Genomic DNA, 22,205 nt, shown 5'->3' on the forward strand with positions numbered 1-22,205 from the left:
ACATGTTTCTCAAACGGGCTCCGTGGAGCCTGCTCGCCGCGGTTCTTGCCGCGAGCGTGGTCGTACCGGCGGCGGGAGCCGCACCGGGTGCCGGGACGGCGCCCGCCACCGGGCCGACCGTCACGCTGCTGACCGGGGACAAGGTCGTCGTCGGCGGGATGTACGGGGCGCGGGTGCTCCCGGCAAGAGGCCGGGAGCACATCGCGTTCCAGGTCCGCGAGGACGCCGAGGGCGACACGCACGTGGTGCCGTCGGACGCGCTTCCCCTGCTGGCGCAGGGGAAGCTGGACCCGCGGTTGTTCGACGTGACCGAACTCGTCCGCGCCGGTTACGACGACGCGTCCCGTACGGCGCTGCCGCTGATCGTGGACTACGCGGGTGCCACCCCGCGGGCCGCGGGTGCCCGGGTGAGCCGTGAGCTGCCCGCGATGAGCGCGGCCGCGATCTCCGTCGACCGGTCCGCCGCCTACTGGCCGACCGCCAAGCGGGCCGACAAGGTCTGGCTCGACGGTCCCGTCAGGGCGAGCCTCGACCACTCCGTACCGCAGATCGGCGCACCGGCCGCGTGGGCCGCGGGCCACACCGGTGAAGGCGCGACCGTGGCCGTGCTCGACTCGGGTGTCGACGCGACGCACCCGGACCTGTCCGGCGCCGTGGTCGACGCCGAGAACTTCACCGACAGCGACACCGAGGACGACCGGTTCGGCCACGGCACGCACGTCGCGTCGATCATCACCGGCGGCGGTGACCCGTACCGCGGCGTCGCGCCGGATGCCGAGCTGCTCAACGGAAAGGTGCTCGACGACTTCGGCAGCGGCCAGGAGTCGTGGATCATCGCGGGCATGGAGTGGGCCGTCGGCAGCGGCGCGGACGTGATCAACATGAGCCTCGGCTCGTTCTTCGGCAGCGACGGCACCGACCCGATGTCGCAGGCCGTCAACCGGCTCACCGCCGAGACCGGCGCGTTGTTCGTGGTCTCCTCAGGCAACAGCGGTCCCGGTGAGGGGAGCGTCGGCAGCCCCGGCGCCGCCGACGCGGCCTTGACCGTCGGTGCCGTGGACCGCACCGACCGGCTGGCCGACTTCTCCAGCCGCGGTCCACGCCTGGGCGACAACGGGCTGAAGCCCGACATCACCGCACCGGGCGTGGACATCGTCGCGGCGAAAGCGAGGAACGGGGTGCTCGGCGAGCCCGCGGCCGACGGGTACGTGTCGATGTCCGGCACGTCCATGGCCGCGCCGCACGTCGCCGGTGCGGCGGCGATCCTCGCCGCCCAGCACCCGGACTGGTCCGCGGACCAGCTCAAGGGCACCCTCATGGGCAGCGCGAGGCCGAACACCGAGCTGAGCGTGTTCGAGCAGGGCGCGGGCCGGGTCGACGTGGCGGCCGCCACGACGTCCACCGTCTTCGCGACCCCCGCGAGCATCGACAACGGGATCGCGCAGTGGCCCCACGACGACGACCAGCCGAGCACGAAGACGTTGACCTACACCAACTCCGGCACCGAGCCGGTCACCCTCGACCTCGCGGCTGACGTCGACGCCGCTCCACGAGGGATGTTCACGCTCGAACCGGCGCGGCTGACCGTCCCCGCCGGCGGACAGGCGAGCGCGACCGTCACCACCGACACCCGCGTCGAGGCACCCGACGGCCGGTACACCGGCGCGATCACGGCGACCGGCGGTGACCAGCGCGTCCGCACCCCGATCGCCGTGGAACGCGAGGTCGAGAGCTACTCGGTGACGGTCGACGTGCTCGACTTCGACGGCGCGCCAACCGAAACGTACCTGCTGTCGTTCCTGGGGCTCGACCAGCAGGTCGCGGTCGCGCCGTGGGATGCGGACGGCACGGTCGTCGCCCGCATGCCGAAGGGCCGGTACAACCTCTCGGCCAGCGTCTACACGCCGAGGGACGCCGAGGACTTCCGCTTCGCCGACATCATCGAACCGTCGTTCACCGTCGATGGCGACACGTCGTTCACCGTCGACGCGCGGGAGGCGAGGCCCGTCGGCTTCACCGTCGACGAGCCGACCGCCAAGTCCGCCCAGTCGGTGATCCAGCACTCGGCCGTGTCCGCGTGGGGCACCGGCACCACGTCGCTGCACCTGTCCTCGCTCGACGACTACTTCGTGCGCCCGTCCACCACCACCGAAGACGGGTTCGGCATCTCCTTCGACACCCACCTGGCCAAACCGAACGGCCCGTTCTACAACGACAGCCCGTACCTGTACCACCTGCGGCACAGCGAGACCGGCCGCGTGCCGGAACAGCTGCGGTGGCGGGTCGAGGACCGTGCGCTCGCGACCGTGCGGACCGGGTACGCGCAGGGCACCCCCGGCCTGCTCGGCCTGCGCGAGGGCATGTTCGTCATGGCGTTGCCCGCGACGGTCACCGAGTACTACACCCCGGGGGTGCCGTGGGAGAACGTCTTCTACGAGGTCGTCGACCTGGAGACGCTGCAGATCGCGTCGGACAGCTTCCAGCTGGACCCGAAGGTCTACCGGAAGGGGCGCACGACGGAACGCTGGAACGTCGGCGTCCGGGGCCCCGCCATGCCGAGGAATCCCCACGGTGCCCACCACACCGCGGGCCGTCTGGGTGACCAGCTGGCGGTCGAACTGCCGCTGCTGACCGACCAGGACCCGGGCCGGATCGGGTATCCGGCGAGTGGTGGCAGCCTGACGTTGCTGCGGGACGGCGAGGTCGTCGGCGAGCAGCCGTCCGCGTCGTACGGGGTGTTCGACGTGGCGCCGGAGGAGGCCGCGTACACGCTGCGCGCGTCCCATGAGCGGACCGGGGCGCGGCTGTCGACACAGGTCGACGCGGAGTGGACGTTCACGTCCGGGCACACGGCGGAACCGGCCCCGTTGCCGTTGCCGGCGGTGCGGTTCGCGCCGGAGCTGGACGACCGCAACGCGGCACCGGCCGGGAAGCGGTTCACCATCCCGGTGTACGTGCAGCGCAACGGGGCCGACGGCGAAGGGGCCGGCGCCCCGGCCGTCGAGGTGTCCTACGACGACGGGAAGACGTGGCGGGCGGCGAAGGTCACCCGTGGCCACGGCCAGTGGAAGGCGCAGGTCGCGCACCCGGCGGACGCGGAGTTCGTTTCGCTGCGGTCGAGTGTGTCCGACCGGGACGGCAACTCCCAGCGACAGACCGTGATCAGGGCGTATGCGCTGAAGTGACGACGCGGGCGGCGCCGCCCGCCATACTGGGAAGGTCCTGGACCGACCATGAGGGGGCGGCGTTGCCCACCATCGACGTCAACGGCACGACGCTCTGCTACGACGACACCGGCGGCCCCGGCCCCGCTGTCCTGCTGAGCCACTCGCTGTTCTTCGACCGCACCATGTTCGCCGCGCAGGTGGCCGAGTTCGGGCGCCGCTACCGGGTCGTCACCTACGACCACCGGGGGCAGGGCCGCAGCGCCCGCTCACCGCTCGTCGACATGGACACCCTCGCGGGGGACGCCGCCGCGCTGGTCACGGCTCTGGATTTGGGGCCGGCGCACGTCGTCGGCAACTCGATGGGCGGGTTCGTCGCGCTGCGCCTCGCGGCGCGACGGCCGGAGCTGGTGCGGTCCGCGGTGGTGCTGTCCTCGTCCGCCGACGAGGAGGGCCAGGTCGAGAGCTTCCAGGCACTGCTCGGGTACGCGCGCACCGAGGGCATCCAGGAGACCGTGGACGACCTGCTGCACATCATGTTCGGCGACACCACCCTCGCCGGCCGGATCGCGTTGCGGCAGCGGTGGCGGCGGCACTTCGCCGCGCTGGACGAGTCGGTCCTCACCGCCGCGGCTGCCGTGGTGCACCGCGAGCCGGTGCTGGGTGAGCTGGTCGGGTGCACGGTGCCGCTGCTCGTGCTGTCCGGTGCGGAGGACCACGCCTACGCACCCGAGCTGTCGCAGCGGATCGCGGACACCGCCGCGAACGCCAAGCACGTCACCGTGCGCGGCGCGGGGCACTCGCTCGCCGTCGAGCGGCCCGACACCGTGAACGACCTGATGGCCGAGCACTTCGCCGCCACATAGGAAAGAACGCCCCCGCCGTGCGGCGGGGGCGTTCTTCCGGTTCGAAATTGCCGTCAGCTGCTGGGCAGCTCGGCGACCTCTCCGGCCGGCGGCGCGGTGATGTCCACCTGCTTGCCCCAGTCGGTGTAGTCGATCTGCATCTTGACCGCCTCGGTCTTGCCGGTGGCCGGGTTCGGCGTCGGCATGTCCAGCGTGATCCGGACGGGCAGGTCTTCCTCGTCGATCCAGACCTCGACCGGGAAGTCCTTGAGGCCGGCCTCGATGGCCTGGTCCATCGCGGACTTCATCTGCGGGTCTTCCTGGTTCGCGGCCAGCTTCTCGACGTCGACGGTGATCGAGTAGTGCGTGGTCTGCTTGCCGTCGAGCTCTTCTTCCTTGGTGTCGGTGATCTCACCGGCCTTCTCGAACTGCTCGAGCGTCGCACGCGGGTCCGCGTTCTTGCTCATCTGGTCGGTCATGCCGCCGAGTGCCTGCGCGAGCGGGTTGTCGTCGTTCGAGTCGATCTTGACCCACGACTTGCCCGGCTCCAGCTCCTGCGGAAGCTTGATGTAGAAGACCTTGTCCACCAGCACCATCGAGATGGTGCCCTCCGGCGTGGTCATGTCCATCGACATGGCCGCGTCCTCGCCGCTCATCCGGAGGTCGCCCTCACCGGACAGCTTCTGACCAGCCGCGTCCGCGGTGATCTTCATGTGTGCGGTGTTCGTCTCGGACGTCTGCTCGCCGATCGACTTGGCGAGGTCGGCGAGACTCGCCGCCGCGACCGAGCCGCCGTTGCCGCCGCTGTTGCCGCCCGAGTTCGACGCCGCGCCCTCGGAGCCCCCGTTGTCCCCACACGCGCCCAGCGTCATTGCCAACGCGAACGCGGACAGGGCAATGCCTGCCTTGCGCATACTGATCTCCCTTGATGACTGTGCGTTCAGGGTAGCCCGAACGGGCCTGTCCTCTACGCCGGGTGCGCAGGATGTGCCCGTTGCCGGTCCTGCCACGGAAGTCAGAGACGCGCGCGAGCCCCTCGGTTCCCCTAGTCGGCGTATTCGTCGAGTCTCGCTCTGGAGGCGAGCAGCCTGCGCACCGACTCGAGCCTGCCCGGCCGTGCCTGGCCGGCCGCGGTGACCACGTCGAGCATGCAGTCCGGGTCCTCCGGCGGGCCGAGGTGACCGCAGTGCGCGGGGCACTCCTCGACCGGCTCGACGAACTCGGGGAACGCGGCGACGATGTCGCCGGGCCCGATGTGCGCGAGGCCGAACGAGCGGATTCCGGGGGTGTCCACGACCCAGCCGCCGGCGGGCAGCGGCAGCGCGACCGCGGTGGTCGACGTGTGCCTGCCCTTGCCGACCGCGCTGACGGCGCTCACCGCGCGGAACGCGTCCGGCACCAGCTTGTTGACCAGCGTCGACTTGCCGACCCCGGAGTGCCCGACCAGTGCGGACACCTGGTCGGTGAGCCGTTCGCGCACCTCGTCCGGCTCCTGGTCGCTGCGGGTGACCAGCACCGGCAGTTCGAGGTCCGCGTACGCCTCGAGGAGCTGTTCGGGACCCGCGAGGTCCGACTTCGTCAGGCACAGCACTGGTTTCAGCCCGCCCGCGTACGCGGCGACGAGACAGCGGTCGATGAAACCGGTGCGGGGCAGGGGATCGGCGAGCGCGCACACGATCAGCAGTTGCTGCGCGTTCGCCACCACCACCCGCTCGTACGGGTCGTTGTCGTCGGCGGTGCGGCGCAGGACGCTGCTGCGGTCGGCGACGCGCACGACCCGCGCGAGGGTGTCCGGCCGCCCGGACGTGTCACCCACCAGGTCCACCAGGTCGCCGACGACGATCGGCGTGCGGCCCAGCTCGCGGGCCCGCATCGCGACGACCTCCTGGTCGGGCCTGCCGTCCAGCGCGCACGTCCACCGGCCGCGGTCCACGCCGACGACCATCGCGGCACGCGCGTCGGCGTGCTCCGGTCGGCGCTTGCTGCGTGGCCGGGTGCCCTTGCCGGGCCGCACCCGGACATCGGACTCGTCGAGACGGTCCCAGTCCGCCTTCCGGCCGCGCCTGCTCATGCCGCGCTCACCGCTGGTTCCCGAGCATCCGCGCCCACATCGACGGGAAGTCCGGCAGCGTCTTCGCCGTGGTCGCGATGTCGTCGACCTCGATGCCGGGCACCGCGAGGCCGACGATCGCGCCCGCGGTCGCCATCCGGTGGTCGTCGTAGGCGTGCCACCGGCCGGCGTGCATGGGCATGGGCCGGATCGCGAGGCCGTCCTCGGTCTCGGTGGCGCCGCCGCCGAGTGCGTTGATCTCGGTGGCCAGCGCGGCGAGCCGGTCGGTCTCGTGCCCGCGCAGGTGGGCGATGCCGCGCAGCACGCTCGGGCCGTCGGCCAGCACGGCCAGCGCGGCGACGGTCGGGGTCAGCTCGCCGACGTCGTGCAGGTCCACGTCGATGCCCTGCAGCCGGCCGGGGCCGTGCACGGTCAGCCCGGCCGCGTCGCGGGTGACCGTGCAGCCCATGCCGGCCGCGATCTCCCCGAAGACGTCACCCGGCTGGGTGGTGTGCGCCGGCCAGTCGGGCACGGTGACGGACCCGCCGGTCACCGCGGCGGCGGCCAGGAACGGGGTCGCGTTGGACAGGTCCGGCTCCACCACCCAGTCGTGGGCGGCGATCGGGCCCGGTTCGACCCGCCACGTGTTCGGCTCGCTGTCGTCGACGGTCACCCCGGCCGTGCGCAGCATCTGGACCGTCATGTCGATGTGCGGCAGCGACGGGACTGGTTTGCCGTCGTGGTGGACCGTCAGCCCCGCCTCGTACCGCGCGCCGGCCAGCAGCAGCCCGGAGACGAACTGCGAGGACGCCGACGCGTCGATCGTGACGGCGCCACCGGGGAGGCCGCCCTTGCCGTGCAGCGTGAACGGCAGCGCGTCGCCGTCGATGTCCGCACCGAGCGCCCGCAGCGCGTCGAGGACGGTGCTCATGGGCCGTTCGCGGGCCCTCGGGTCGCCGTCGAAACCGATGTCGCCGTCGGCGATCGCGGCGGCGGGCGGCACGAACCGCATGACCGTGCCCGCGAGCCCGCAGTCGACCCGTGCCGGGCCGCGCGGCCCGGGATGCGCGGCGACCACGACCACGTCACCGCTGTCGTCGACGGGCACCCCGAGTGCGCGCAGCGCTTCGATCATCAGCAGGCTGTCGCGGCTGCGTAGCGCACCGGTCAGCGTGCCGCCGCGCTCGCTCAGCGCGGCGAGCAGCAGCGCCCGGTTCGTGATCGACTTGGAGCCCGGCACGGCCACGGTGGCACGGACGGGCTCGGTCGCGGACGGTGCGGCCCAGGTCTGTGTCATGCGTGCATGATCCCGCATGAAGCCGCGGACGGTGCAGACTGTCGGTGGTGCCTGGCACCATTTCGGCAGGAGGTGATCGAGGTGTGCGGGAGATATGCCGCCACGAAGGACCCGGCCACGCTGGCCGCCGAGTTCGACGCGCTCGACGCGACCGGGGACCAGGCGCCCGCGACGGACTACAACGTGGCGCCAACCAAGGACGTGGTCGCGGTCGTGCAGCGGCACCCACGGGACGAGGAGGGCGACGCGGACCCGTCGACCACCGTGCGCAGCCTGCGCGTGATGCGCTGGGGGCTGGTGCCGGTGTGGGCGAAGGACCTGTCCATCGGTTCCCGGATGATCAACGCACGTGCCGAGAAAGCGGCCACGACCTCGGCGTTCCGCACGTCGGTCGCCAAGCGCCGGTGCCTCGTGCCCGCCGACGGCTGGTACGAGTGGCGCCGGGAGGGCAAGGTCAAGCAGCCGTTCTTCATGACCCGGCCGGACGGCAGGAGCCTCGCGATGGCCGGTCTGTGGTCGGTGTGGCGGGACCCGGCGGTCAAGGACGCGCCACCGGTCGTCAGCACCGCCGTGCTCACCACCGACGCGGTCGGCCCGCTCGCGGACATCCACGACCGGATGCCGCTGCTGATGACCGAGGACCAGTGGGCGGCCTGGCTGGACCCGGACGTCGGCGAGGTCGACGAGTTGCTGACCACGCCGCCGCCGCTGGACCTCGTGGAGTCGCTGGAGCTGAGGCCCGTGTCCACCAAGGTCAACAACGTCCGCAACAACGGCCCCGGCCTGCTCGAACGCGACGAGGACAAGGCCGACATCACCCTGTTCGACAACCCGTCATGACCACGCTGACCGTCGACACCCCGCACGGGCCCGCCCGCGCCGAGCTGCACTGCGCCCCCGAGGGCCGTGCCGGGCTGCTGCTCGGGCACGGCGCGGGCGGCGGTGTCGGTGCTCCCGACCTGGTCGCGGCGACCCGGGGCGCGACCGCGGCCGGGGTGCACGTCGCGCTGGTCGAGCAGCCCTACCGGGTCGCGGGCCGTCGCGCGCCCGCCCCGGCCGCGCAGCTCGACACGGCGTGGCTGACGGTGGTCGAACGGCTGTCACACGAATGGTTCCACGAGTTGCCGCTCGTGTTCGGTGGCCGGTCGTCCGGTGCGCGGGTGGCCTGCCGCACCTCCGAGGAGGGGCTCGCGGTGGCGGTCCTGTGCCTGGCGTTCCCGGTGCACCCGCCGGGCAGGCCGGAGAAGTCCCGGATGGCGGAACTGGATGGGGTGACCGTGCCCACTTTGGTGGTACAGGGCGAGTCGGACCCGTTCGGCATGCCCGGCCCCGGGTCGCACCGCGAAATCGTCGTCATGCCTGGTGACCACTCGCTGAAACGCGACGCCAAGGGCCTCTCCCGGACCGTGGAGGAGTGGCTGGGCCGGATCCTGCGGCCGCTGGACTGAGCGGAATGTCCCGGGGTGACCCTGCGTTATGCGTGACGTGCTGACTCAGACTCGACGCGTATCCTCACAGGGGTCCTATGCGATTCCGATGATGGGACAGTTCCGACTGGAAGGGAGCACGGTGCCGAGCACCGAAACCCAGCCAACACCTCAGGCTGAGACCGAGCAGGAGCGGGCAGAGCGCTTCGAGCGTGACGCCATGCCGCTGCTGGACCAGCTGTACTCCGCCGCGCTGCGGATGACGCGCAACCCGGCCGACGCCGAGGACCTGGTCCAGGAGACCTACCTCAAGGCGTACGCCGCCTTCGCGTCCTTCTCGGCCGGTACCAACCTGAAGGCCTGGCTCTACCGCATCCTCACGAACACCTACATCAACGGGTACCGGAAGCGGCAGCGCCAACCTCTGCAGTCCCCGACCGACGAGATCACCGACTGGCAGCTCGCGCAGGCCGAGTCGCACACGTCGTCCGGGTTGCGGTCCGCCGAGATCGAGGCGATGGACCGCCTGCCCGACAACGACGTGAAGGAGGCACTGCAGCAGCTCCCGGAGGACTTCCGGCTCGCGGTGTACCTCGCCGACGTCGAGGGCTTCGCCTACAAGGAGATCGCGGAGATAATGCACACGCCGATCGGAACGGTGATGTCTCGACTGCACCGTGGCCGCCGGCAACTCCGCGACCAGCTTGCCGGGGTCGCACGGGACCGCGGGTTTCTGCGGTCGGCCAAGCACGAGGTGACGGGATCATGAGCTGCGGCGAACACCATGAGACCGACTGCTCGGAGGTGTTGTCCGAAGTGTGGCTCTTCCTGGACCACGAGTGCGACGACAAGCGCCGCCGGCTGCTGGAGCAGCACCTCGACGAGTGCAGTCCCTGCCTTGAGCAGTTCGGCATCGAGGAGCACCTGAAGGTGCTGCTCGCCCGCAAGTGCGGTGGTGAACACGCCCCCGACTCCCTGAAGCAGCGGCTCCGCGACGAGATCAGGAAGACGGTCGTGGACCAGGGCGGCGTGCCGGTGCAGAAGTCCGACACCCCGTAGCCCGTTGTCGACACTTTCAGATCTTCTCGCGGAGCACACGAAGCTGTCCGGTGGCGAGGTCGACCACCTCCAGATGGTCGTCGCCGAGTGGCAGCTGCTGTCCGACCTCTCCTTCGCCGACCTGCTGATGTGGGTGCCGGTCGGCGAGGGTGCGGCACTCGACGAGTTCCTGTGCGTGGCCCAGGCCCGCGCGACGACCGCGCCGACCGCGCACCCCGAGGACGTGGTCGGCAGCCGGGTCGCCGTGGCGGAACACCCGCAGCTGCGCAGGGCGATGCTCGACGGCAGGGTGTGCCGCGAGGAGGACCCCTCGTGGTACCTGGGCGTACCGGTCCGCCGCGAGACCATCCCGGTCACCTACGACGACCGCGTCATCGCCGTCCTGTCCCGCGAGACCGACCTGGCGGTGCCGAGGGTGCCCTCGTCGCTGGAGATCGCGTACCTCGGCATCGCGGCCGACCTGTGCCAGATGGTCGCGGACGGCACCTTCCCGACCTCCGAGCCCGCCGCGGACGTGCACACCTCCCCTCGGGTGGGTGACGGTTTGATCCGCCTGGACCCGACGGGCGCGGTGGTGTTCGCGTCCCCGAACGCCCAGTCGGCGTACCACCGCATGGGGCACCCCGCGGAACTGGTCGGCGTCCGCCTGGCCCCGTTGACGAGGGGCCTGATCGCGGACCCGTTCGACGCGACGGAGATAGCGCAGCGCATCCTCGCGGCGCTGGACGGTCAGCCGTCCATGCGCGCGGAAGCGGAGTCGGGTCGTGGCGCCGCGGTGCTGTTCCGCGCGCTGCCACTGCGTCCCGGCGGCAAGGCGGCGGGCGCGCTGGTGCTGGTGCGCGACGTGACGGAGGTCCGCCGCCGCGACCGCGCGCTGATGTCGAAGGACGCGACGATCCGCGAGATCCACCACCGCGTGAAGAACAACCTGCAGACGGTGGCCGCGCTGCTGCGCCTGCAGTCCCGCCGCACGGCGAGCGAGGAGGCCCGCGCCGCGCTCGGCGAGTCGGTCCGCCGGGTCTCGGCGATCGCGATGGTGCACGAGTCGCTGTCCACGTCGGTCGACGAGCGGGTGGACCTGAACTCGTTGGTGGACAAGGTGATCCCGGTGGTCGGCGATGTGGCGGTGGCGGAGAACCACGTCCGGGTCCGCCGCACCGGCCAGTTCGGCGTGGTGGCCGCGGAGGTCGCGACCCCGCTGGTGATGGTGCTGACCGAACTGGTCCAGAACGCGGTCGAACACGCCTATCCCGCCGGTGCGAGCGGTGAGGTCGTGGTGTCGGCGGAACGTTCGGCCCGCTGGCTGGACGTTCTGGTCACCGACGACGGCCGGGGCCTGCCACGCGGTTTCTCCCTGGAACGCTCGAACGGGCTTGGTCTGCAGATCGTGCGCACACTGGTGGAGTCCGAGCTGCGTGGCTCACTGTCGTTGCGCACCAGGCAAAGGGGCGGCACGGAAGCCTCGCTGCGCGTCCCGCTGTCCCACCGCCGCTGACCTGGGGCGGCCGCCGGCCCCCCGATTCCCAGCGTAGCGGCGGCCACCGACAATTCCGCCGCGTGAGCACGGGGTTGTCCACAGCGGGCCGGTTGTCCACAACACCCACCGCACGGCCCCGAAAATGTCGGTGCCCTGCCGTAGCGTGGAAACCGGGGGCCGGAGGCCGACCCGGCGACAGCCACGCGAACGCCGGTGGTCAGGGCCGTTCCGGCCTGCCAGGCGAGCGGAAACTTCGAACAACGTGGTCACCGGCTGTCGGAAGACCATTCGATCCGCCGGTTCCGCGACTACGCGGTCATTGCGGAAGCCCGCGTATTCAGGACACACAAAGGCCCGGTACCTATTCGGCACCGGGCCTTGGCGACTCTCGTACTGCGGATTCAGGCGTTGCTGCGAGTGCGGGTACGCGCGTTGCGGCGCTTGAGCGCGCGGCGCTCGTCCTCACTCATCCCGCCCCAGACGCCCGCGTCCTGACCGCTTTGAAGCGCCCAGGTCAGGCAGTCGGAAGCGACGGGGCAGCGATGGCAAACGGCTTTCGCCTGAGCAACCTGCAGAATCGCCGGACCACTTGTTCCCACAGGGAAGAACAGCTCGGGGTCCTCGTCACGGCAGGCAGCGTTGTGGCGCCAGTCCATTTCTACTTGCTCCTCGCTTGGGCGCGTTCCGGTGCGCCTCTAGTCGTCAACCGGTCGTTGGGGTGCTTGTGAATGCTTTCACGAACCAGCGATATGTCAAGACCTCTTCATCACCGAGTGCGTGAACTCACCCGAAAGCTCGACGTCAGAGGCCTGTAGCTGCGGAGAGCAACAATCAGGTCACAGCTGTGTCTCGTGGTTCGGCACTCGGTGCGGGTCTGGGAAGGACTACCCGACGACGGTGAGAGCATGCTTCACAGAAGCAATTTCAACGCAGGTCCGCTCGCCGATGAGGTCGCCGTCGCACTGCACGCGCACCGGCGTCGCGCTCGTGATCCGCATACCGGGGACGTCGTCGTGCCGGAGCAGTTTCCGTCCCCGGGTCTCACCCTTCCGGCTGACCGCCTGTCGAAGGTGCTTGGCCACTGTCGGTAGAGCCAGGCTGTGCAAGGCGAAAACACCCAGCCCCGCGTCGAACCGCGTGCCGCGGTTCAGGTGGATCGGCCGCGTCCCGAGATAGGTCCACGGATCCGTGTTGGACACGAACACCAGCCGAAGCCCGGCGACCGGCTCGATCCCGGGAATCTCCACGGTGAGCTGCGGCTGCCCGTGCGCCGGTTTGAGGTACTGGGTGAGCGCCACCCGCGTGTACAGCGCGGGGCTCGCCTTCTTGCCACGTTTCCGGTCGACCTCGGCGACGACGTCCGCGTCCCACCCGACCCCCGCGCTGAACGTGAACCACCTCGGCGCCTCGCCGGGGGAGCCCGCCTCGACCCGGCCGAGCCCGACCCGCCTGCGCGTGCCGTTCTCGAGCGCGTGCAGCAGCTGGTAGGTCGCGTCGACGGGGTCGCGCGGCAGCCCGAGCGAACGCGCGAAGACGTTCGCCGACCCGCCGGGCACGATCCCCAGCATCGGCACCGAGCTGCCGGGCCCGCTCGCGAGCAGCCCGTTCACCACCTCGTTGACCGTGCCGTCACCCCCGTGGGCGACCACCAGGTCGGCGCCGTCGACCATCGCCTGCGCGGCCGCCGCCATGGCGTGGCCGCGGTAGTCGGTCTCCAGCACGTCGAGTTTCACCTGGCTGGCCAGTGCGTGCGCCAGCACGTCCCGGCCGGCCGCGGTGGTCGCGGTCGCCTTGGGGTTCACCACCAGCACTGCACGCATAACCGCAGGGTAGCCAGTGCCGCCCGGATGGAGCATTAGGATCAAGGGCGTCTGTCCGTCCCCGCTCCTGGAAGGCCTCCCGTGCGCATCGAGACCGACGCCCCGAAGACCGTCCGCGGCGCCGGCGTGCTCGTGGTCCTGCAGGGCCTGGTCGGTGTCGGGTTCGCGGTGGCGCTGCTGATCAGGGCGTTCTCGGGGGCGCGGACCATCGGCAACCTGTACGGCGAGGCCGCGTACTTCGGGGTGCTCGGTGGCGCCGTCCTCGGCTGCGGAATAGCGCTCTTCCTGGGTAAACGCGGGGTGCGCAGCCCGATCACGGTGATCCAGATCCTGCTGCTCGGCGTCGCCTGGTACGCGATGGGCCCGTCCGACCGGCCCGAGTACGGCCTCCCGGTGGCCGGGCTGTCGGTGCTGGTGCTGTACCTGCTCTTCAACACGCGGGCCCGGGTGTGGGCGGAGGACCCGCAGGGACTGGACGAGGATCCCGACTAACGGCGGGTAGTGGTAATCACTCGTTGGGGTGACCCTGTGAGGGTCCTTGTTAGTCCCTGCTCCGCGACCCAAGCGTCGCGGTTACGAGGTGATCTGCATGCGTATCGGTCGTGTCGGGGCGGCCCTGGCGGGTGCGGCGTTGGCCGCATTCGGTGTGCTCGGCGGAGCGACGGCGAACGCCGACGTGCCGACCGGGGACGTGGGCCCGACGATCATCGATGGCGGCAACGCCACATCAGGCCCGTGGGCGGCCCGGCTGTTCGTGAACGGCCAGGAGAACTGCTCGGCGACGATCATCGCGCCGACGTGGATCCTGACCGCCGAGCACTGCGTCGCAGGCAGCGGGACCTACACGTTCAACATCGGGAGCCTGGACCAGACCCAGGGCGAGCAGGCGACGGGTGTCGCGATCCACACGCACCCGGGCGCGGACCTGGCCCTGGTCGAGCTGGACCGCGCGGTGGAGGCGACGTACTCACCGCTCGGCAACGCCGACGCGGTCGAGGTCGGCGAGACCGTACAGGTGTACGGCTGGGGCGCGACGTGCACCGACCGCCCGGAGATCGAGTGCCAGTCGCAGCTGCTGAAGGTCGCGAACGTCGCGGTCAGCTCGGTGAACTGCGCCGACTACCGCGGCGGCACCGCGGTGTGCGCGAACCGCGTCGACGGCATCACGGCGGGCGGTGACTCGGGCGGCCCGATGTTCGCCACCGCGCCGGATGGCTCGTACGTGCAGGTCGGCGTCGCGTCCACCAGTGACCGGCAGACCTTCACCGCGTACGGCAACATCACCGTGTACCGCGACTGGATCGCCGGTATCGCGGGAGTCTGAGAAAGCACGCCGTTGTCAGGCCATGCCCTGAAAGACGCTTTCGGGACGCTCAGTGACCCGGAAGCGTCTTTCAGGGCGTCGGCGGACGTCGCCTGGCGAGGGCGCGTAGTGGTTCGTCGGTGAGGCGGTAGGTCTTCCACTCGTCCAGGGGGACCGCGCCGATGGATTCGTAGAACTCGATCGTCGGGGTCAGCCATCGCAGTACCGACCATTCCAGGCGCGCATAGCCCTGTCGCACGCATTCCTGAGCCAGCGCCTTCAGCAGTGCGACCCCCAGCCCAGAACCGCGGTGTTCCCTGCGCACGTACAGGTCCTCCAGGTAGATCCCGTGCGTGCCGCGCCACGTGGAGAAGTTCAGGAACCACAACGTGAAACCCGCCACCGCACCGTCCACCTCGGCCACGTGGCCATACAGCGACGGGGTGGGACCGAACAGCGCCGCGTGCAGTTGTTCGGGCGTCAGGTGGCACTCGTCCGGTGCCTTCTCGTGGGCGGCGAGGTCGTGCACCAGCCCCACCACGGCGTCCACATCGGACGGAGCGATCCTGCGCACCTCAGTCATCGTGGAAACCTCGCTCCGGCAGCGGAGGTACGTTCAGTCGCTTGATCTGCGGCTCGCCGCGTTCCTCGCCGAGGACCGAGATCGCCGCCGCGTCCAGTGCGAAGTGGACACCGGAGGCCGGTGGCAGGCCGAGCCAGGTCGCGACCAGTACGCGGCTGAAATGCCCGTGCCCCACCAGGACCACGTCGCCCTCCGGCAGCACGGCACGCACCCGCGCGACCACCGCGGCCGCCCGTGCGCCGACCTCGGGAGCGGACTCGCCGCCGGGCGTCACGTGTGACCACACCGTCCAGCCCGGCACCGTCTCGCGGATCTTCGGCGTCGAAAGGCCCTCGTAGTCGCCGTAGTCCCACTCCGCGACGTCCTCCGTCAGGTCCGTGACCGTCAGGCCCGCGAGTTCGGCCGTGCGCACCGCGCGCTGCCTCGGTGACGACATCACCAACGCCAGCGGCCGGTCCTCGCGCAGGCCGGCGATCATCGAGCCCGCGTCCCGCGCCCGCTTCTCCCCGTTGGGGGTGAGCGGGAGATCGGTGCGGCTGGTGTGCTGCCCGCTGCGCGACCACTCTGTCTCGCCGTGGCGGAGCAGGTACAGGAGTCCGGTCATGATCTACAGTCTCGCCTCCCGGCCGGCGATCCGCTGCATGTGCCGCTCGCCCCAGTCGCCGAGCGGGGTCAGCGCCTCGTTGAGGGACCGGCCGAAGTCCGTCACCGAGTACTCGACCCTCGGCGGCACCTCCCGGTACACCTCGCGGTGGATCAAGCCGTCCGCCTCCATCTGCCGCAGTTGCTGGATCAGCATCTTCTCCGTGATGCCCGCGACCTCACGCCGCAGCTCGCCGAACCGCAGCGCGGGTGTCTCCGCGAGTGCCCACAGGATGAGCGACTTCCACTTCCCGCCGACGATGTCGAGGGCCGCGTCGAGGCCGCACGAGTACGGGCCATGTGCCGTCATGCTGGATCCTTACTTTTTGGTGAGTACCTGACTTTGAGGTAGGTACTTGCCTGATCGTAGGGTACGAAAGCAGAGTTCCCGGCGTGAACACAACAGTCATCGGACTCGGGAAGATGGGCAGGGCGCTCGCCGCCGCACTCGTGGCACGCGGTCACGACACCACCGTCTGGAACCGCACGCCCGGCCGGGCAGGCGACCTCGCCGTCACCAACGCGCAGACGGCCGCCGACGCCGTCGCGGCCAACGAGCTTGTCATCCTCTGCCTGCTGGACTTCGAGTCGGTCGTCGACGTCCTCGACGGCGTGGAGCTGACCGGCCGCACGATCGTCAACCTCACCACCGGCACACCCGCCGAGGCCGCGAAGCTGTCCGCGCTCGTCACCGGCCGCGGCGCCGCCTTCCTCGATGGCGGGATCATGGCCATCCCGTCCATGATCGGCAGCCCCGCCGCCGTGGTCCTCTACAGCGGCGACGAACAGGCGTTCCGCCGCGCGCAGGACGTGCTTTCGGCGTTCGGCGACCGCCGCTACCTCGGTGCCGAGCCGGGCCTCGCCGCGTTGAACGACATCGCGATGCTGACCGGCATGTACGGCATGCTGGGCGGTTTCGTGCACGCGGCGGCGATGGTGCGAACCGAGGGCGTGCCGGTCGTCGAGTTCACCGAGACGCTGCTGATCCCGTGGCTGCGCGCGATGTTCCCCGCACTCGTGGACATGGCGGGCCAGATCGACAGCGGTGACTACACGGCCGAGGAGTCGGACCTGGCGATGCAGGTCGCGAACGACGGGATCGGCGAGGTCAGCCGTGCCCAGGGGGTGAGCACGGAGTTGTCCGACCCGCTGTTCGCGCTGATGCGCCGCCGTGTCGAACAGGGGCACGGGGGCGACGACTTCCCCAGCGTCATCGAGCTGCTGTCATGACGCGCTTCGGGGTGCTCCTCATGCAGGACGCACCCGCGGACGAGTTGCTGGCGCGGTTCCGCCGGATCGAGGAGCTGGGGTTCGACCAGGCCTACATCGCCGACCACATCGGCGACTTCCGCGCCGTCGACGGTCCGTTCCTCGACGGCTGGAGCCTGCTGGCGGCCGCGGCGGTCACGACCTCGCGGGTCGCGCTCGGGCCGCTGGTGAACAACCCGATCCTGCGCGCGCCGGGGCTGGTCGCGAAGCAGGCGATGACCGTCGACCAGCTCTCCGGCGGGCGGCTCGAGCTGGGCATGGGCGCCGGTGTGTTCGACATGGACCACCACGCGGTCGGCTCCGCGCCATGGCCGGTGCGCGAGCGGGTGCGGCGGTTCGCCGAGTACGTCGCGATCGTCGACGGTGCGCTGCGGGCGAGGGGAACACCGTTCACCTACGAGGGTGAGTGGTACTCGGTGCGGGACCTGCCGACGGCGCCGGGGCCGGTCCGCAAACCGCCGATCGTCGTGGGCGGGCAGGCGCCGACGATGCTGCGGACCGCGGTGGCGCACGCCGACGTGTGGAACTCGAACGGCCAGTTCGGCGCGCCGGTCGCCGACATCGTGGCCCGCACGCGCGAGCAGAACGACAAGCTCGACGAGCTGTGCCTCGCGGCAGGCCGGGACCCGGCGACGCTGCGCAGGCAGTTCCTGTTGTGGGACACGACCGATCCGCTCGTGCCGGGTGCGTCGTTCACCGAGCTGGTCGAGCGGCTGACCGCGGCGGGCACCGCGGACTTCGTGCTCGGCTGGCCCGCCGACCAGGCCGAACAGGAGAAGTTCGACGAGGAGGTGGTCCCGGCGTTGACGCGGCTAACAACGTTAGCCTAATGTTGTGGCTAACAACGTTAGCCAGGAGGAAGCCATGCGCCGGATCAGCGTCACCACCGAGATCAACGCCCCCGCCGAGGTCGTGTGGGCCCAGCTCACCGACACCGCGACGTTCGCCGAGTGGAACCCGTTCATGCCGCGCCTGACGGGATCGCTCACCGTGGGTGCCCGCATCGAGGTCCGCATCACGCCGCCGGGCGCGAAGGGCATGACGTTCCGGCCGACGGTGACGGCCGCCGAGGAGAACCGGAAACTGGAGTGGCTGGGCAGGTTCCTGGTCCCCGGCCTCTTCGACGGCCGTCACACGTTCACACTCACGCCGACGGCAACCGGTTGCACGCTGGTGCAGGAGGAGACGTTCACGGGCGTGCTGGTCGGGCTGATGTCGTCGACCCTCGCGAAGACCGAAGCGGGCTTCCGGCAGATGAACGAGGCGCTGAAGACGCGGGCGGAGCGGGCCGCGGCGTGACGCGCAAGGAGGAGATCCTCGACGTGGCGGAGTCCCTCCTGGAGTCGGAGGGTGCGGAGGCGCTGACCATGCGCCGGGTCGCGCAGGAGATGGGGATCCGCGCGCCGTCGCTGTACAAACACGTCGCGAGCAAGGACGACATCGAGGCCGGCCTGCAGGAACGGGCACTGCGGGTGATGGCGTCGGTGTTGGTCCCCGCCGGTTCCGACCTGCTCGCGATCATGGCGGCGTACCGGGAGTGGGCGCTGGCGCACAAGGGGTTGTACGAACTGGCCACACGCCGGCCGCTGCGCAGGGACGCGATCCCGGCGTCGGTCGAGACCGCCGCTGCCGCGCAGCTCGTGGCCGTCGCAGGTGGGGAGCACCGGGCGCGGGCGTTGTGGGCACTCGCGCACGGCCTGGTGGACCTGGAGATGGCGAACCGCTTCCCACCGGACGCCGACCTGGACGAGACCTGGCGCGCGGCACTCACACCGTTCCTGTGAGCACCAGGTCGGCAAGTTCCGGGATGGACTGTCCGGCCTGGTGGATGTGGCGCAGGCCCAACCGTTCCACCTCCGCCAGCACCAGTTCCTGGAACCGGACGCTGCGAGCCAGGAACGTGTCCATGAGCGCGCGCTCGTCGTCGGTCCCGTTGCGATAGTCGCCCGAGGTATGGATCCGGCTTCGGATGACGCCGTCCTCGGCGGTGAGCCACACGGCGGCGACGTCGGTCGGCGACAGCGCCGCGACCCGGCCCGGCCAGAGCGCGGAACCCTCCAGGACGAGGCCGGGATGGGTGCTGACCAGCTCCTCGATCCGGGGCCAGAGCCGCTCGTAGTGCGCGAGGACCGACGCGACCAACTCGTCGACGGACAACGTCGAATAGTGCTCGACGACGTGCGGCGGCACCTCCCGCCCGGGCGTGCGCCACGGCCGCCCAGGATGCCGGGCGAGGTAGTCGGTCGACCGGTGCTCGAACCCCAGCCGCGCCGCCACCACCTCGGCGACACTCGACTTGCCCACGTTCGACGTCCCGCCGATCAACAGCACCCGCACCCGGCCGAACCTACGACAAACGGCGCCGACCCACACGGGTCAGCGCCGTCGCGGCGGGGTACGACCTCAGCCCTGCTTGGTCTCCCAGAAGATCTTGTCAATCTCGGCGATGTAGTCGAGGAGTTCCTGGCCCTTGGCGGGGTCCATGGAGCCCTTGGTGCCCGAGGCGCCCGCGGCCTTCGTCGCCTTGTTGACCAGCTCGTGGAGCTGGGGGTACTTCTCGAAGTGCGGGGGCTTGAAGTAGTCGGTCCACAGGACCCACAGGTGGTGCTTGACCAGCTCGCTCCGCTGCTCGGCGATGAGAATCGCGCGGGTGCGGAACTCCGGGTCCTCGTTGTCCTGGTACTTCTGCTGGATGGCCTTCACCGACTCGGCCTCGATGCGGGCCTGCGCCGGGTCGTACACGCCGCACGGAAGGTCGCAGTGTGCGGTGGCTTCCAGGCGTGGGCCGAGAATGCGCGACAGGAGTCGCATCTTTCCTCCTGAACAAGGTTGACGCTCCGACGCTTCGGACACTACTCCCGGCATGCTGGGCGGACACGACGGAGGTGATCGAAGTGAATCCGCTGGGGTGGCTGCCCTACCGGCGCATCCGGGTGCGCGGGCCCTCGATGGTGCCCACCCTGAAGGACGGGGACGTCGTCCTCGCGCGGAACCGGCGTAACCCACGGACGGGTGATGTGGTGGTGGTCACGTGGGTGACGCGGCCGGGGCAGCTGTCGATCAAGCGGGCCGCCGGGCGCGACGACCTCGGCTGGCACGTGGTCGGGGACAACGACCTGGCCAGCACCGACTCACGGGATCTGGGGCCGGCCCAGGTGCACGGCGTGGTGGTCGCGCGGCTGTGGCCTCAGCCGAGGATCCTCAGCTCGCGGTAGCGGGCAAGGCACTCGTCGTAGCGGGGCAGCAGGCCGCTCGACTCGGCCTCGGCGAGAGTGGGCGCCGCGGTGTCCTTCTGGGACAGCAGCAGCTCCATGTCGTCCGGCCACGGCAGGCCGAGCGCGGGGTCCATCGGCGAGATGGCGTGCTCGGCGGGTGGGTTGTACGGGGTGGAGCAGAGGTAGGAGATCACCGTGTCGTCCTCGAGGGCGATGAACGCGTGGCCGATGCCCTCCGGGAGGTACATGGCGCGGAAGTCCACGGGGTCGAGGCGCACCGCGTCCCACACGCCGAAGGTGGGCGAGCCTGCGCGGATGTCGACGACGACGTCGAGGAGGGCCCCGGACGGGCAGTACACGTACTTCGCCTGTCCCGGCGGCACGTCCGCGAAGTGCAGCCCACGCACACTGCCGCGCCTGGACCTGCTGTGGTTGCTCTGCGCGAGCCGCAGGGGGTGCCCGACGACCTTGACGAACGGCTCCTCCTGGTACGGCGAGACGAACACCCCGCGCTCGTCGGGGAACGATCTGGGGGTGAACTCGAAACAGCCGGGGATCTTGAGCTCGCGAACCTCCATGTGACGGAGGGTACGCGACAGCCGACAACCTCCCTGTCTACACTGTGGGACACCGCAGCGTCCGCGGTCGCACGCCCTACAAGCGGTGTGCGGCCGACGTGCCCGGCCTGGTCCCACCGCATCGGTGCACCCAACCGATGCTCGACCACGCCGCGATCGAGCGGAGCCAACCTGCCAGAGCCCTGGCTTCCGCACGCCCCGCAGGAGGGACGCAATGACTGCCGTGAACGACCCGCTGGCCACCGACCTCGACACGCCCGTCCCCGACAGGCCCGTCACCGACGCTGAGATCTTCCGTGCCCACGAGGGCGGCAAGCTGGACATCTCGGTGCCGCGCTCGATCACCGACTCGCGTGCGCTGTCCATCGCGTACACCCCAGGGGTGGCGAAGGTGAGCCGTGCCATCGCGCAGGACGCCTCGCTGGTGAACAAGTACACCTGGACCTCCCGCCTGGTCGCCGTCGTGAGCGACGGGACCGCGGTGCTGGGGCTCGGCGACATCGGCCCTCGGGCGGCGCTGCCGGTCATGGAGGGCAAGGCCGCGCTGTTCAAGACGTTCGGCGGCCTGAACTCGATCCCGCTGGTGCTCGACACCACGGACGTGGACGAGATCGTCGAGACGCTGGTGCGGCTGCGGCCGTCGTTCGGCGCCGTGAACCTCGAGGACGTGTCCGCGCCGCGGTGCTTCGAGCTGGAGAAGCGGCTGATCGAGGCACTGGACTGCCCGGTCATGCACGACGACCAGCACGGCACCGCGATCATCCTGCTCGCCGCGCTGCGCGGCGCGAACGCCGTGCTGGACAAGCCGATCGGCGACCAGCGGATCGTCATCGCCGGGGCGGGCGCGTCCGGGGTGGCCTGCGCGAACATCCTGCTGTCGGCGGGCGCCGGCGACGTGACGGTGCTGGACTCGCGCGGGATCCTGCACGACGGCCGCGACGGCATGAACCCGGTGAAGGCCGAACTGGCCACGCGCACCAACAAGGCGGGGCTGCGCGGCGGCGTCGCCGAGGCCATGCGGGGCGCCGACGTGTTCGTCGGGCTGTCCGGGTCGACCGTGTCCGAGGAGCTGGTCGCGTCGATGGCCGGTGGTTCGGTGGTGTTCGCACTGTCCAACCCGGACCCGGAGATCCACCCCGACGTGGCGCGCAGGCACGCCGCGATCGTCGCCACCGGGCGCAGCGACTTCCCCAACCAGATCAACAACTCCCTCGCGTTCCCCGGCGTGTTCCGCGGCGCGCTGGACGCTGGTGCGCGGCGCATCACCGAGCGCATGAAGCTGGCGGCGGCGGAGGCCATCGCGGCGGTCGCCGCCGAGGACCTGTCCGCCGACTACATCGTGCCGAGCGGGGTCGACCCCCGGGTCGCGCCGGAGGTCGCGGCAGCGGTCGCCCGTGCCGCGAAGGAAGACGGGGTAGCCTGAGCACCGGCGGGAAGATCGGCGGCTGCGCCCGACCCGCCGGCATGCGGGCGGAA

At 70.7% G+C, this 22,205-nt stretch carries 26 protein-coding genes; 15 read left to right on the plus strand and 11 right to left on the minus strand.

The features are described from left to right. Positions 1-2 precede the first annotated feature (2 nt). The gene (locus ACFPCV_RS08510) at positions 3-3,185 is read left to right on the plus strand and encodes a S8 family serine peptidase (RefSeq protein ID WP_378055494.1); all 3,183 of its coding nucleotides are present in this window, start codon (positions 3-5) and stop codon (positions 3,183-3,185) included. Positions 3,186-3,247: 62 nt separating this feature from the next. Further along, positions 3,248-4,030: an alpha/beta fold hydrolase gene (locus ACFPCV_RS08515; protein ID WP_378055495.1), complete on the plus strand. Its 783-nt coding sequence runs from the start codon at positions 3,248-3,250 to the stop codon at positions 4,028-4,030. Positions 4,031-4,083: 53 nt separating this feature from the next. On the opposite strand, the gene ACFPCV_RS08520 is transcribed toward ACFPCV_RS08515, so the two are convergent. From ACFPCV_RS08520 to aroA, 3 genes are all read right to left on the minus strand, one after another. Next, a complete protein-coding gene (locus ACFPCV_RS08520; RefSeq protein ID WP_378055496.1) occupies positions 4,084-4,923 on the minus strand; it encodes an SCO4651 family lipoprotein in 840 nt (279 codons plus the stop codon). A 131-nt stretch (positions 4,924-5,054) separates the two neighbouring features. Further along, positions 5,055-6,080 (minus strand): ribosome small subunit-dependent GTPase A, encoded by a 1,026-nt coding sequence (rsgA, locus tag ACFPCV_RS08525; protein WP_378055497.1) that lies wholly within the window; start codon positions 6,078-6,080, stop codon positions 5,055-5,057. A gap of 7 nt (positions 6,081-6,087) precedes the next feature. Next, a complete protein-coding gene (gene aroA, locus ACFPCV_RS08530; RefSeq protein WP_378055498.1) occupies positions 6,088-7,356 on the minus strand; it encodes a 3-phosphoshikimate 1-carboxyvinyltransferase in 1,269 nt (422 codons plus the stop codon). 81 nt (positions 7,357-7,437) lie between these two features. On the opposite strand from aroA, the gene ACFPCV_RS08535 reads away from it, so the two are divergent. The 5 genes from ACFPCV_RS08535 to ACFPCV_RS08555 all read left to right on the plus strand — a co-directional run bounded on the left by ACFPCV_RS08535 (position 7,438) and on the right by ACFPCV_RS08555 (position 11,337). Beyond that, complete coding sequence (locus ACFPCV_RS08535; protein ID WP_378055499.1) at positions 7,438-8,196, plus strand: SOS response-associated peptidase; 759 nt, start codon at positions 7,438-7,440, stop codon at positions 8,194-8,196. Beyond that, positions 8,193-8,804, plus strand: a complete 612-nt coding sequence (locus ACFPCV_RS08540) for an alpha/beta hydrolase family protein (RefSeq protein WP_378055500.1) — start codon at positions 8,193-8,195, stop codon at positions 8,802-8,804. Before ACFPCV_RS08535 ends, ACFPCV_RS08540 begins: the two co-directional genes overlap by 4 nt. Before the next feature lie 91 nt (positions 8,805-8,895). After that, positions 8,896-9,552 (plus strand): sigma-70 family RNA polymerase sigma factor, encoded by a 657-nt coding sequence (locus tag ACFPCV_RS08545; protein ID WP_378055501.1) that lies wholly within the window; start codon positions 8,896-8,898, stop codon positions 9,550-9,552. Next, complete coding sequence (rsrA, locus tag ACFPCV_RS08550) at positions 9,549-9,842, plus strand: mycothiol system anti-sigma-R factor (RefSeq protein ID WP_378055502.1); 294 nt, start codon at positions 9,549-9,551, stop codon at positions 9,840-9,842. Before ACFPCV_RS08545 ends, rsrA begins: the two co-directional genes overlap by 4 nt. 4 nt (positions 9,843-9,846) lie before the next feature. Beyond that, positions 9,847-11,337: a sensor histidine kinase gene (locus tag ACFPCV_RS08555; RefSeq protein WP_378055503.1), complete on the plus strand. Its 1,491-nt coding sequence runs from the start codon at positions 9,847-9,849 to the stop codon at positions 11,335-11,337. 383 nt (positions 11,338-11,720) lie between these two features. On the opposite strand, the gene ACFPCV_RS08560 is transcribed toward ACFPCV_RS08555, so the two are convergent. Then, positions 11,721-11,975 (minus strand): WhiB family transcriptional regulator, encoded by a 255-nt coding sequence (locus ACFPCV_RS08560; protein ID WP_378055504.1) that lies wholly within the window; start codon positions 11,973-11,975, stop codon positions 11,721-11,723. A gap of 228 nt (positions 11,976-12,203) precedes the next feature. Beyond that, positions 12,204-13,139: a diacylglycerol/lipid kinase family protein gene (locus ACFPCV_RS08565; protein WP_378055505.1), complete on the minus strand. Its 936-nt coding sequence runs from the start codon at positions 13,137-13,139 to the stop codon at positions 12,204-12,206. 81 nt (positions 13,140-13,220) lie between these two features. Here ACFPCV_RS08565 and ACFPCV_RS08570 point away from each other — a divergent pair, with 81 nt between their 5' ends. Then, positions 13,221-13,631, plus strand: coding sequence for a hypothetical protein (locus tag ACFPCV_RS08570; protein ID WP_378055506.1), 411 nt, complete (start codon positions 13,221-13,223; stop codon positions 13,629-13,631). A 97-nt stretch (positions 13,632-13,728) separates the two neighbouring features. Beyond that, a complete protein-coding gene (locus ACFPCV_RS08575; protein ID WP_378055507.1) occupies positions 13,729-14,463 on the plus strand; it encodes a S1 family peptidase in 735 nt (244 codons plus the stop codon). Between the two features lie 70 nt (positions 14,464-14,533). Here the strand turns inward: ACFPCV_RS08575 and ACFPCV_RS08580 are convergent, their stop codons facing one another. The 3 genes from ACFPCV_RS08580 to ACFPCV_RS08590 are packed head-to-tail and all read right to left on the minus strand — an operon-like array spanning position 14,534 to position 15,977. Further along, positions 14,534-15,025, minus strand: coding sequence for a GNAT family N-acetyltransferase (locus ACFPCV_RS08580; RefSeq protein ID WP_378055508.1), 492 nt, complete (start codon positions 15,023-15,025; stop codon positions 14,534-14,536). Then, positions 15,018-15,629, minus strand: a complete 612-nt coding sequence (locus ACFPCV_RS08585; protein WP_378055509.1) for a histidine phosphatase family protein — start codon at positions 15,627-15,629, stop codon at positions 15,018-15,020. Before ACFPCV_RS08585 ends, ACFPCV_RS08580 begins: the two co-directional genes overlap by 8 nt. 3 nt (positions 15,630-15,632) lie before the next feature. Beyond that, the gene (locus ACFPCV_RS08590; protein WP_378055510.1) at positions 15,633-15,977 is read right to left on the minus strand and encodes a winged helix-turn-helix transcriptional regulator; all 345 of its coding nucleotides are present in this window, start codon (positions 15,975-15,977) and stop codon (positions 15,633-15,635) included. A gap of 83 nt (positions 15,978-16,060) precedes the next feature. Here ACFPCV_RS08590 and ACFPCV_RS08595 point away from each other — a divergent pair, with 83 nt between their 5' ends. The 4 genes from ACFPCV_RS08595 to ACFPCV_RS08610 are packed head-to-tail and all read left to right on the plus strand — an operon-like array spanning position 16,061 to position 18,720. After that, positions 16,061-16,897, plus strand: coding sequence for an NAD(P)-dependent oxidoreductase (locus ACFPCV_RS08595; RefSeq protein WP_378055511.1), 837 nt, complete (start codon positions 16,061-16,063; stop codon positions 16,895-16,897). Next, on the plus strand, positions 16,894-17,766 hold the full coding sequence (locus ACFPCV_RS08600) for an LLM class flavin-dependent oxidoreductase (RefSeq protein WP_378055512.1): 873 nt from the start codon (positions 16,894-16,896) through the stop codon (positions 17,764-17,766). Before ACFPCV_RS08595 ends, ACFPCV_RS08600 begins: the two co-directional genes overlap by 4 nt. A gap of 4 nt (positions 17,767-17,770) precedes the next feature. Further along, positions 17,771-18,235, plus strand: a complete 465-nt coding sequence (locus ACFPCV_RS08605) for an SRPBCC family protein (protein ID WP_378055513.1) — start codon at positions 17,771-17,773, stop codon at positions 18,233-18,235. Continuing rightward, the gene (locus ACFPCV_RS08610) at positions 18,232-18,720 is read left to right on the plus strand and encodes a TetR/AcrR family transcriptional regulator (RefSeq protein ID WP_378055514.1); all 489 of its coding nucleotides are present in this window, start codon (positions 18,232-18,234) and stop codon (positions 18,718-18,720) included. Before ACFPCV_RS08605 ends, ACFPCV_RS08610 begins: the two co-directional genes overlap by 4 nt. On the opposite strand, the gene ACFPCV_RS08615 is transcribed toward ACFPCV_RS08610, so the two are convergent. Together ACFPCV_RS08615 and sodN are read right to left on the minus strand one after the other, a co-directional pair. Continuing rightward, entirely contained in the window at positions 18,704-19,273 is a 570-nt protein-coding gene (locus ACFPCV_RS08615; protein ID WP_378055515.1) for a hypothetical protein, read from the minus strand. The genes ACFPCV_RS08610 and ACFPCV_RS08615 overlap by 17 nt on opposite strands. 66 nt (positions 19,274-19,339) lie before the next feature. Further along, the gene (gene sodN, locus ACFPCV_RS08620) at positions 19,340-19,747 is read right to left on the minus strand and encodes a superoxide dismutase, Ni (protein ID WP_133903807.1); all 408 of its coding nucleotides are present in this window, start codon (positions 19,745-19,747) and stop codon (positions 19,340-19,342) included. An 83-nt stretch (positions 19,748-19,830) separates the two neighbouring features. Between sodN and ACFPCV_RS08625 the strand changes: the two genes are divergently transcribed. Continuing rightward, entirely contained in the window at positions 19,831-20,151 is a 321-nt protein-coding gene (locus tag ACFPCV_RS08625) for a S26 family signal peptidase (protein ID WP_378055516.1), read from the plus strand. On the opposite strand, the gene rfbC is transcribed toward ACFPCV_RS08625, so the two are convergent. After that, positions 20,124-20,729: a dTDP-4-dehydrorhamnose 3,5-epimerase gene (gene rfbC, locus ACFPCV_RS08630; protein ID WP_378055517.1), complete on the minus strand. Its 606-nt coding sequence runs from the start codon at positions 20,727-20,729 to the stop codon at positions 20,124-20,126. The two genes, ACFPCV_RS08625 and rfbC, sit on opposite strands and share 28 nt — an antisense overlap. Positions 20,730-20,943: 214 nt before the next feature. Here rfbC and ACFPCV_RS08635 point away from each other — a divergent pair, with 214 nt between their 5' ends. After that, positions 20,944-22,152, plus strand: coding sequence for an NAD(P)-dependent malic enzyme (locus tag ACFPCV_RS08635; protein ID WP_378055518.1), 1,209 nt, complete (start codon positions 20,944-20,946; stop codon positions 22,150-22,152). Positions 22,153-22,205: the final 53 nt, after the last annotated feature.

The organism is Actinophytocola glycyrrhizae (assembly GCF_042653545.1).
In the GTDB taxonomy this organism is placed as follows: domain Bacteria; phylum Actinomycetota; class Actinomycetes; order Mycobacteriales; family Pseudonocardiaceae; genus Actinophytocola; species Actinophytocola glycyrrhizae.

Excerpts from the sequence above, each read along its gene's own strand:
- ACFPCV_RS08565 (WP_378055505.1), bottom strand. The coding sequence starts at position 13,139 with ATGCGTGCAGTGCTGGTGGTGAACCCCAAGGCGACCGCGACCACCGCG.
- ACFPCV_RS08540 (WP_378055500.1), top strand. The coding sequence starts at position 8,193 with ATGACCACGCTGACCGTCGACACCCCGCACGGGCCCGCCCGCGCCGAG.
- ACFPCV_RS08590 (WP_378055510.1), bottom strand. The coding sequence starts at position 15,977 with ATGACGGCACATGGCCCGTACTCGTGCGGCCTCGACGCGGCCCTCGAC.
- ACFPCV_RS08520 (WP_378055496.1), bottom strand. The coding sequence starts at position 4,923 with ATGCGCAAGGCAGGCATTGCCCTGTCCGCGTTCGCGTTGGCAATGACG.
- ACFPCV_RS08510 (WP_378055494.1), top strand. The coding sequence starts at position 3 with ATGTTTCTCAAACGGGCTCCGTGGAGCCTGCTCGCCGCGGTTCTTGCC.
- rsrA (WP_378055502.1), top strand. The coding sequence starts at position 9,549 with ATGAGCTGCGGCGAACACCATGAGACCGACTGCTCGGAGGTGTTGTCC.
- ACFPCV_RS08635 (WP_378055518.1), top strand. The coding sequence starts at position 20,944 with ATGACTGCCGTGAACGACCCGCTGGCCACCGACCTCGACACGCCCGTC.
- ACFPCV_RS08575 (WP_378055507.1), top strand. The coding sequence starts at position 13,729 with ATGCGTATCGGTCGTGTCGGGGCGGCCCTGGCGGGTGCGGCGTTGGCC.
- sodN (WP_133903807.1), bottom strand. The coding sequence starts at position 19,747 with ATGCGACTCCTGTCGCGCATTCTCGGCCCACGCCTGGAAGCCACCGCA.
- ACFPCV_RS08580 (WP_378055508.1), bottom strand. The coding sequence starts at position 15,025 with ATGACTGAGGTGCGCAGGATCGCTCCGTCCGATGTGGACGCCGTGGTG.
- ACFPCV_RS08600 (WP_378055512.1), top strand. The coding sequence starts at position 16,894 with ATGACGCGCTTCGGGGTGCTCCTCATGCAGGACGCACCCGCGGACGAG.
- ACFPCV_RS08560 (WP_378055504.1), bottom strand. The coding sequence starts at position 11,975 with ATGGACTGGCGCCACAACGCTGCCTGCCGTGACGAGGACCCCGAGCTG.
- aroA (WP_378055498.1), bottom strand. The coding sequence starts at position 7,356 with ATGACACAGACCTGGGCCGCACCGTCCGCGACCGAGCCCGTCCGTGCC.
- rfbC (WP_378055517.1), bottom strand. The coding sequence starts at position 20,729 with ATGGAGGTTCGCGAGCTCAAGATCCCCGGCTGTTTCGAGTTCACCCCC.
- rsgA (WP_378055497.1), bottom strand. The coding sequence starts at position 6,080 with ATGAGCAGGCGCGGCCGGAAGGCGGACTGGGACCGTCTCGACGAGTCC.
- ACFPCV_RS08585 (WP_378055509.1), bottom strand. The coding sequence starts at position 15,629 with ATGACCGGACTCCTGTACCTGCTCCGCCACGGCGAGACAGAGTGGTCG.
- ACFPCV_RS08545 (WP_378055501.1), top strand. The coding sequence starts at position 8,896 with ATGGGACAGTTCCGACTGGAAGGGAGCACGGTGCCGAGCACCGAAACC.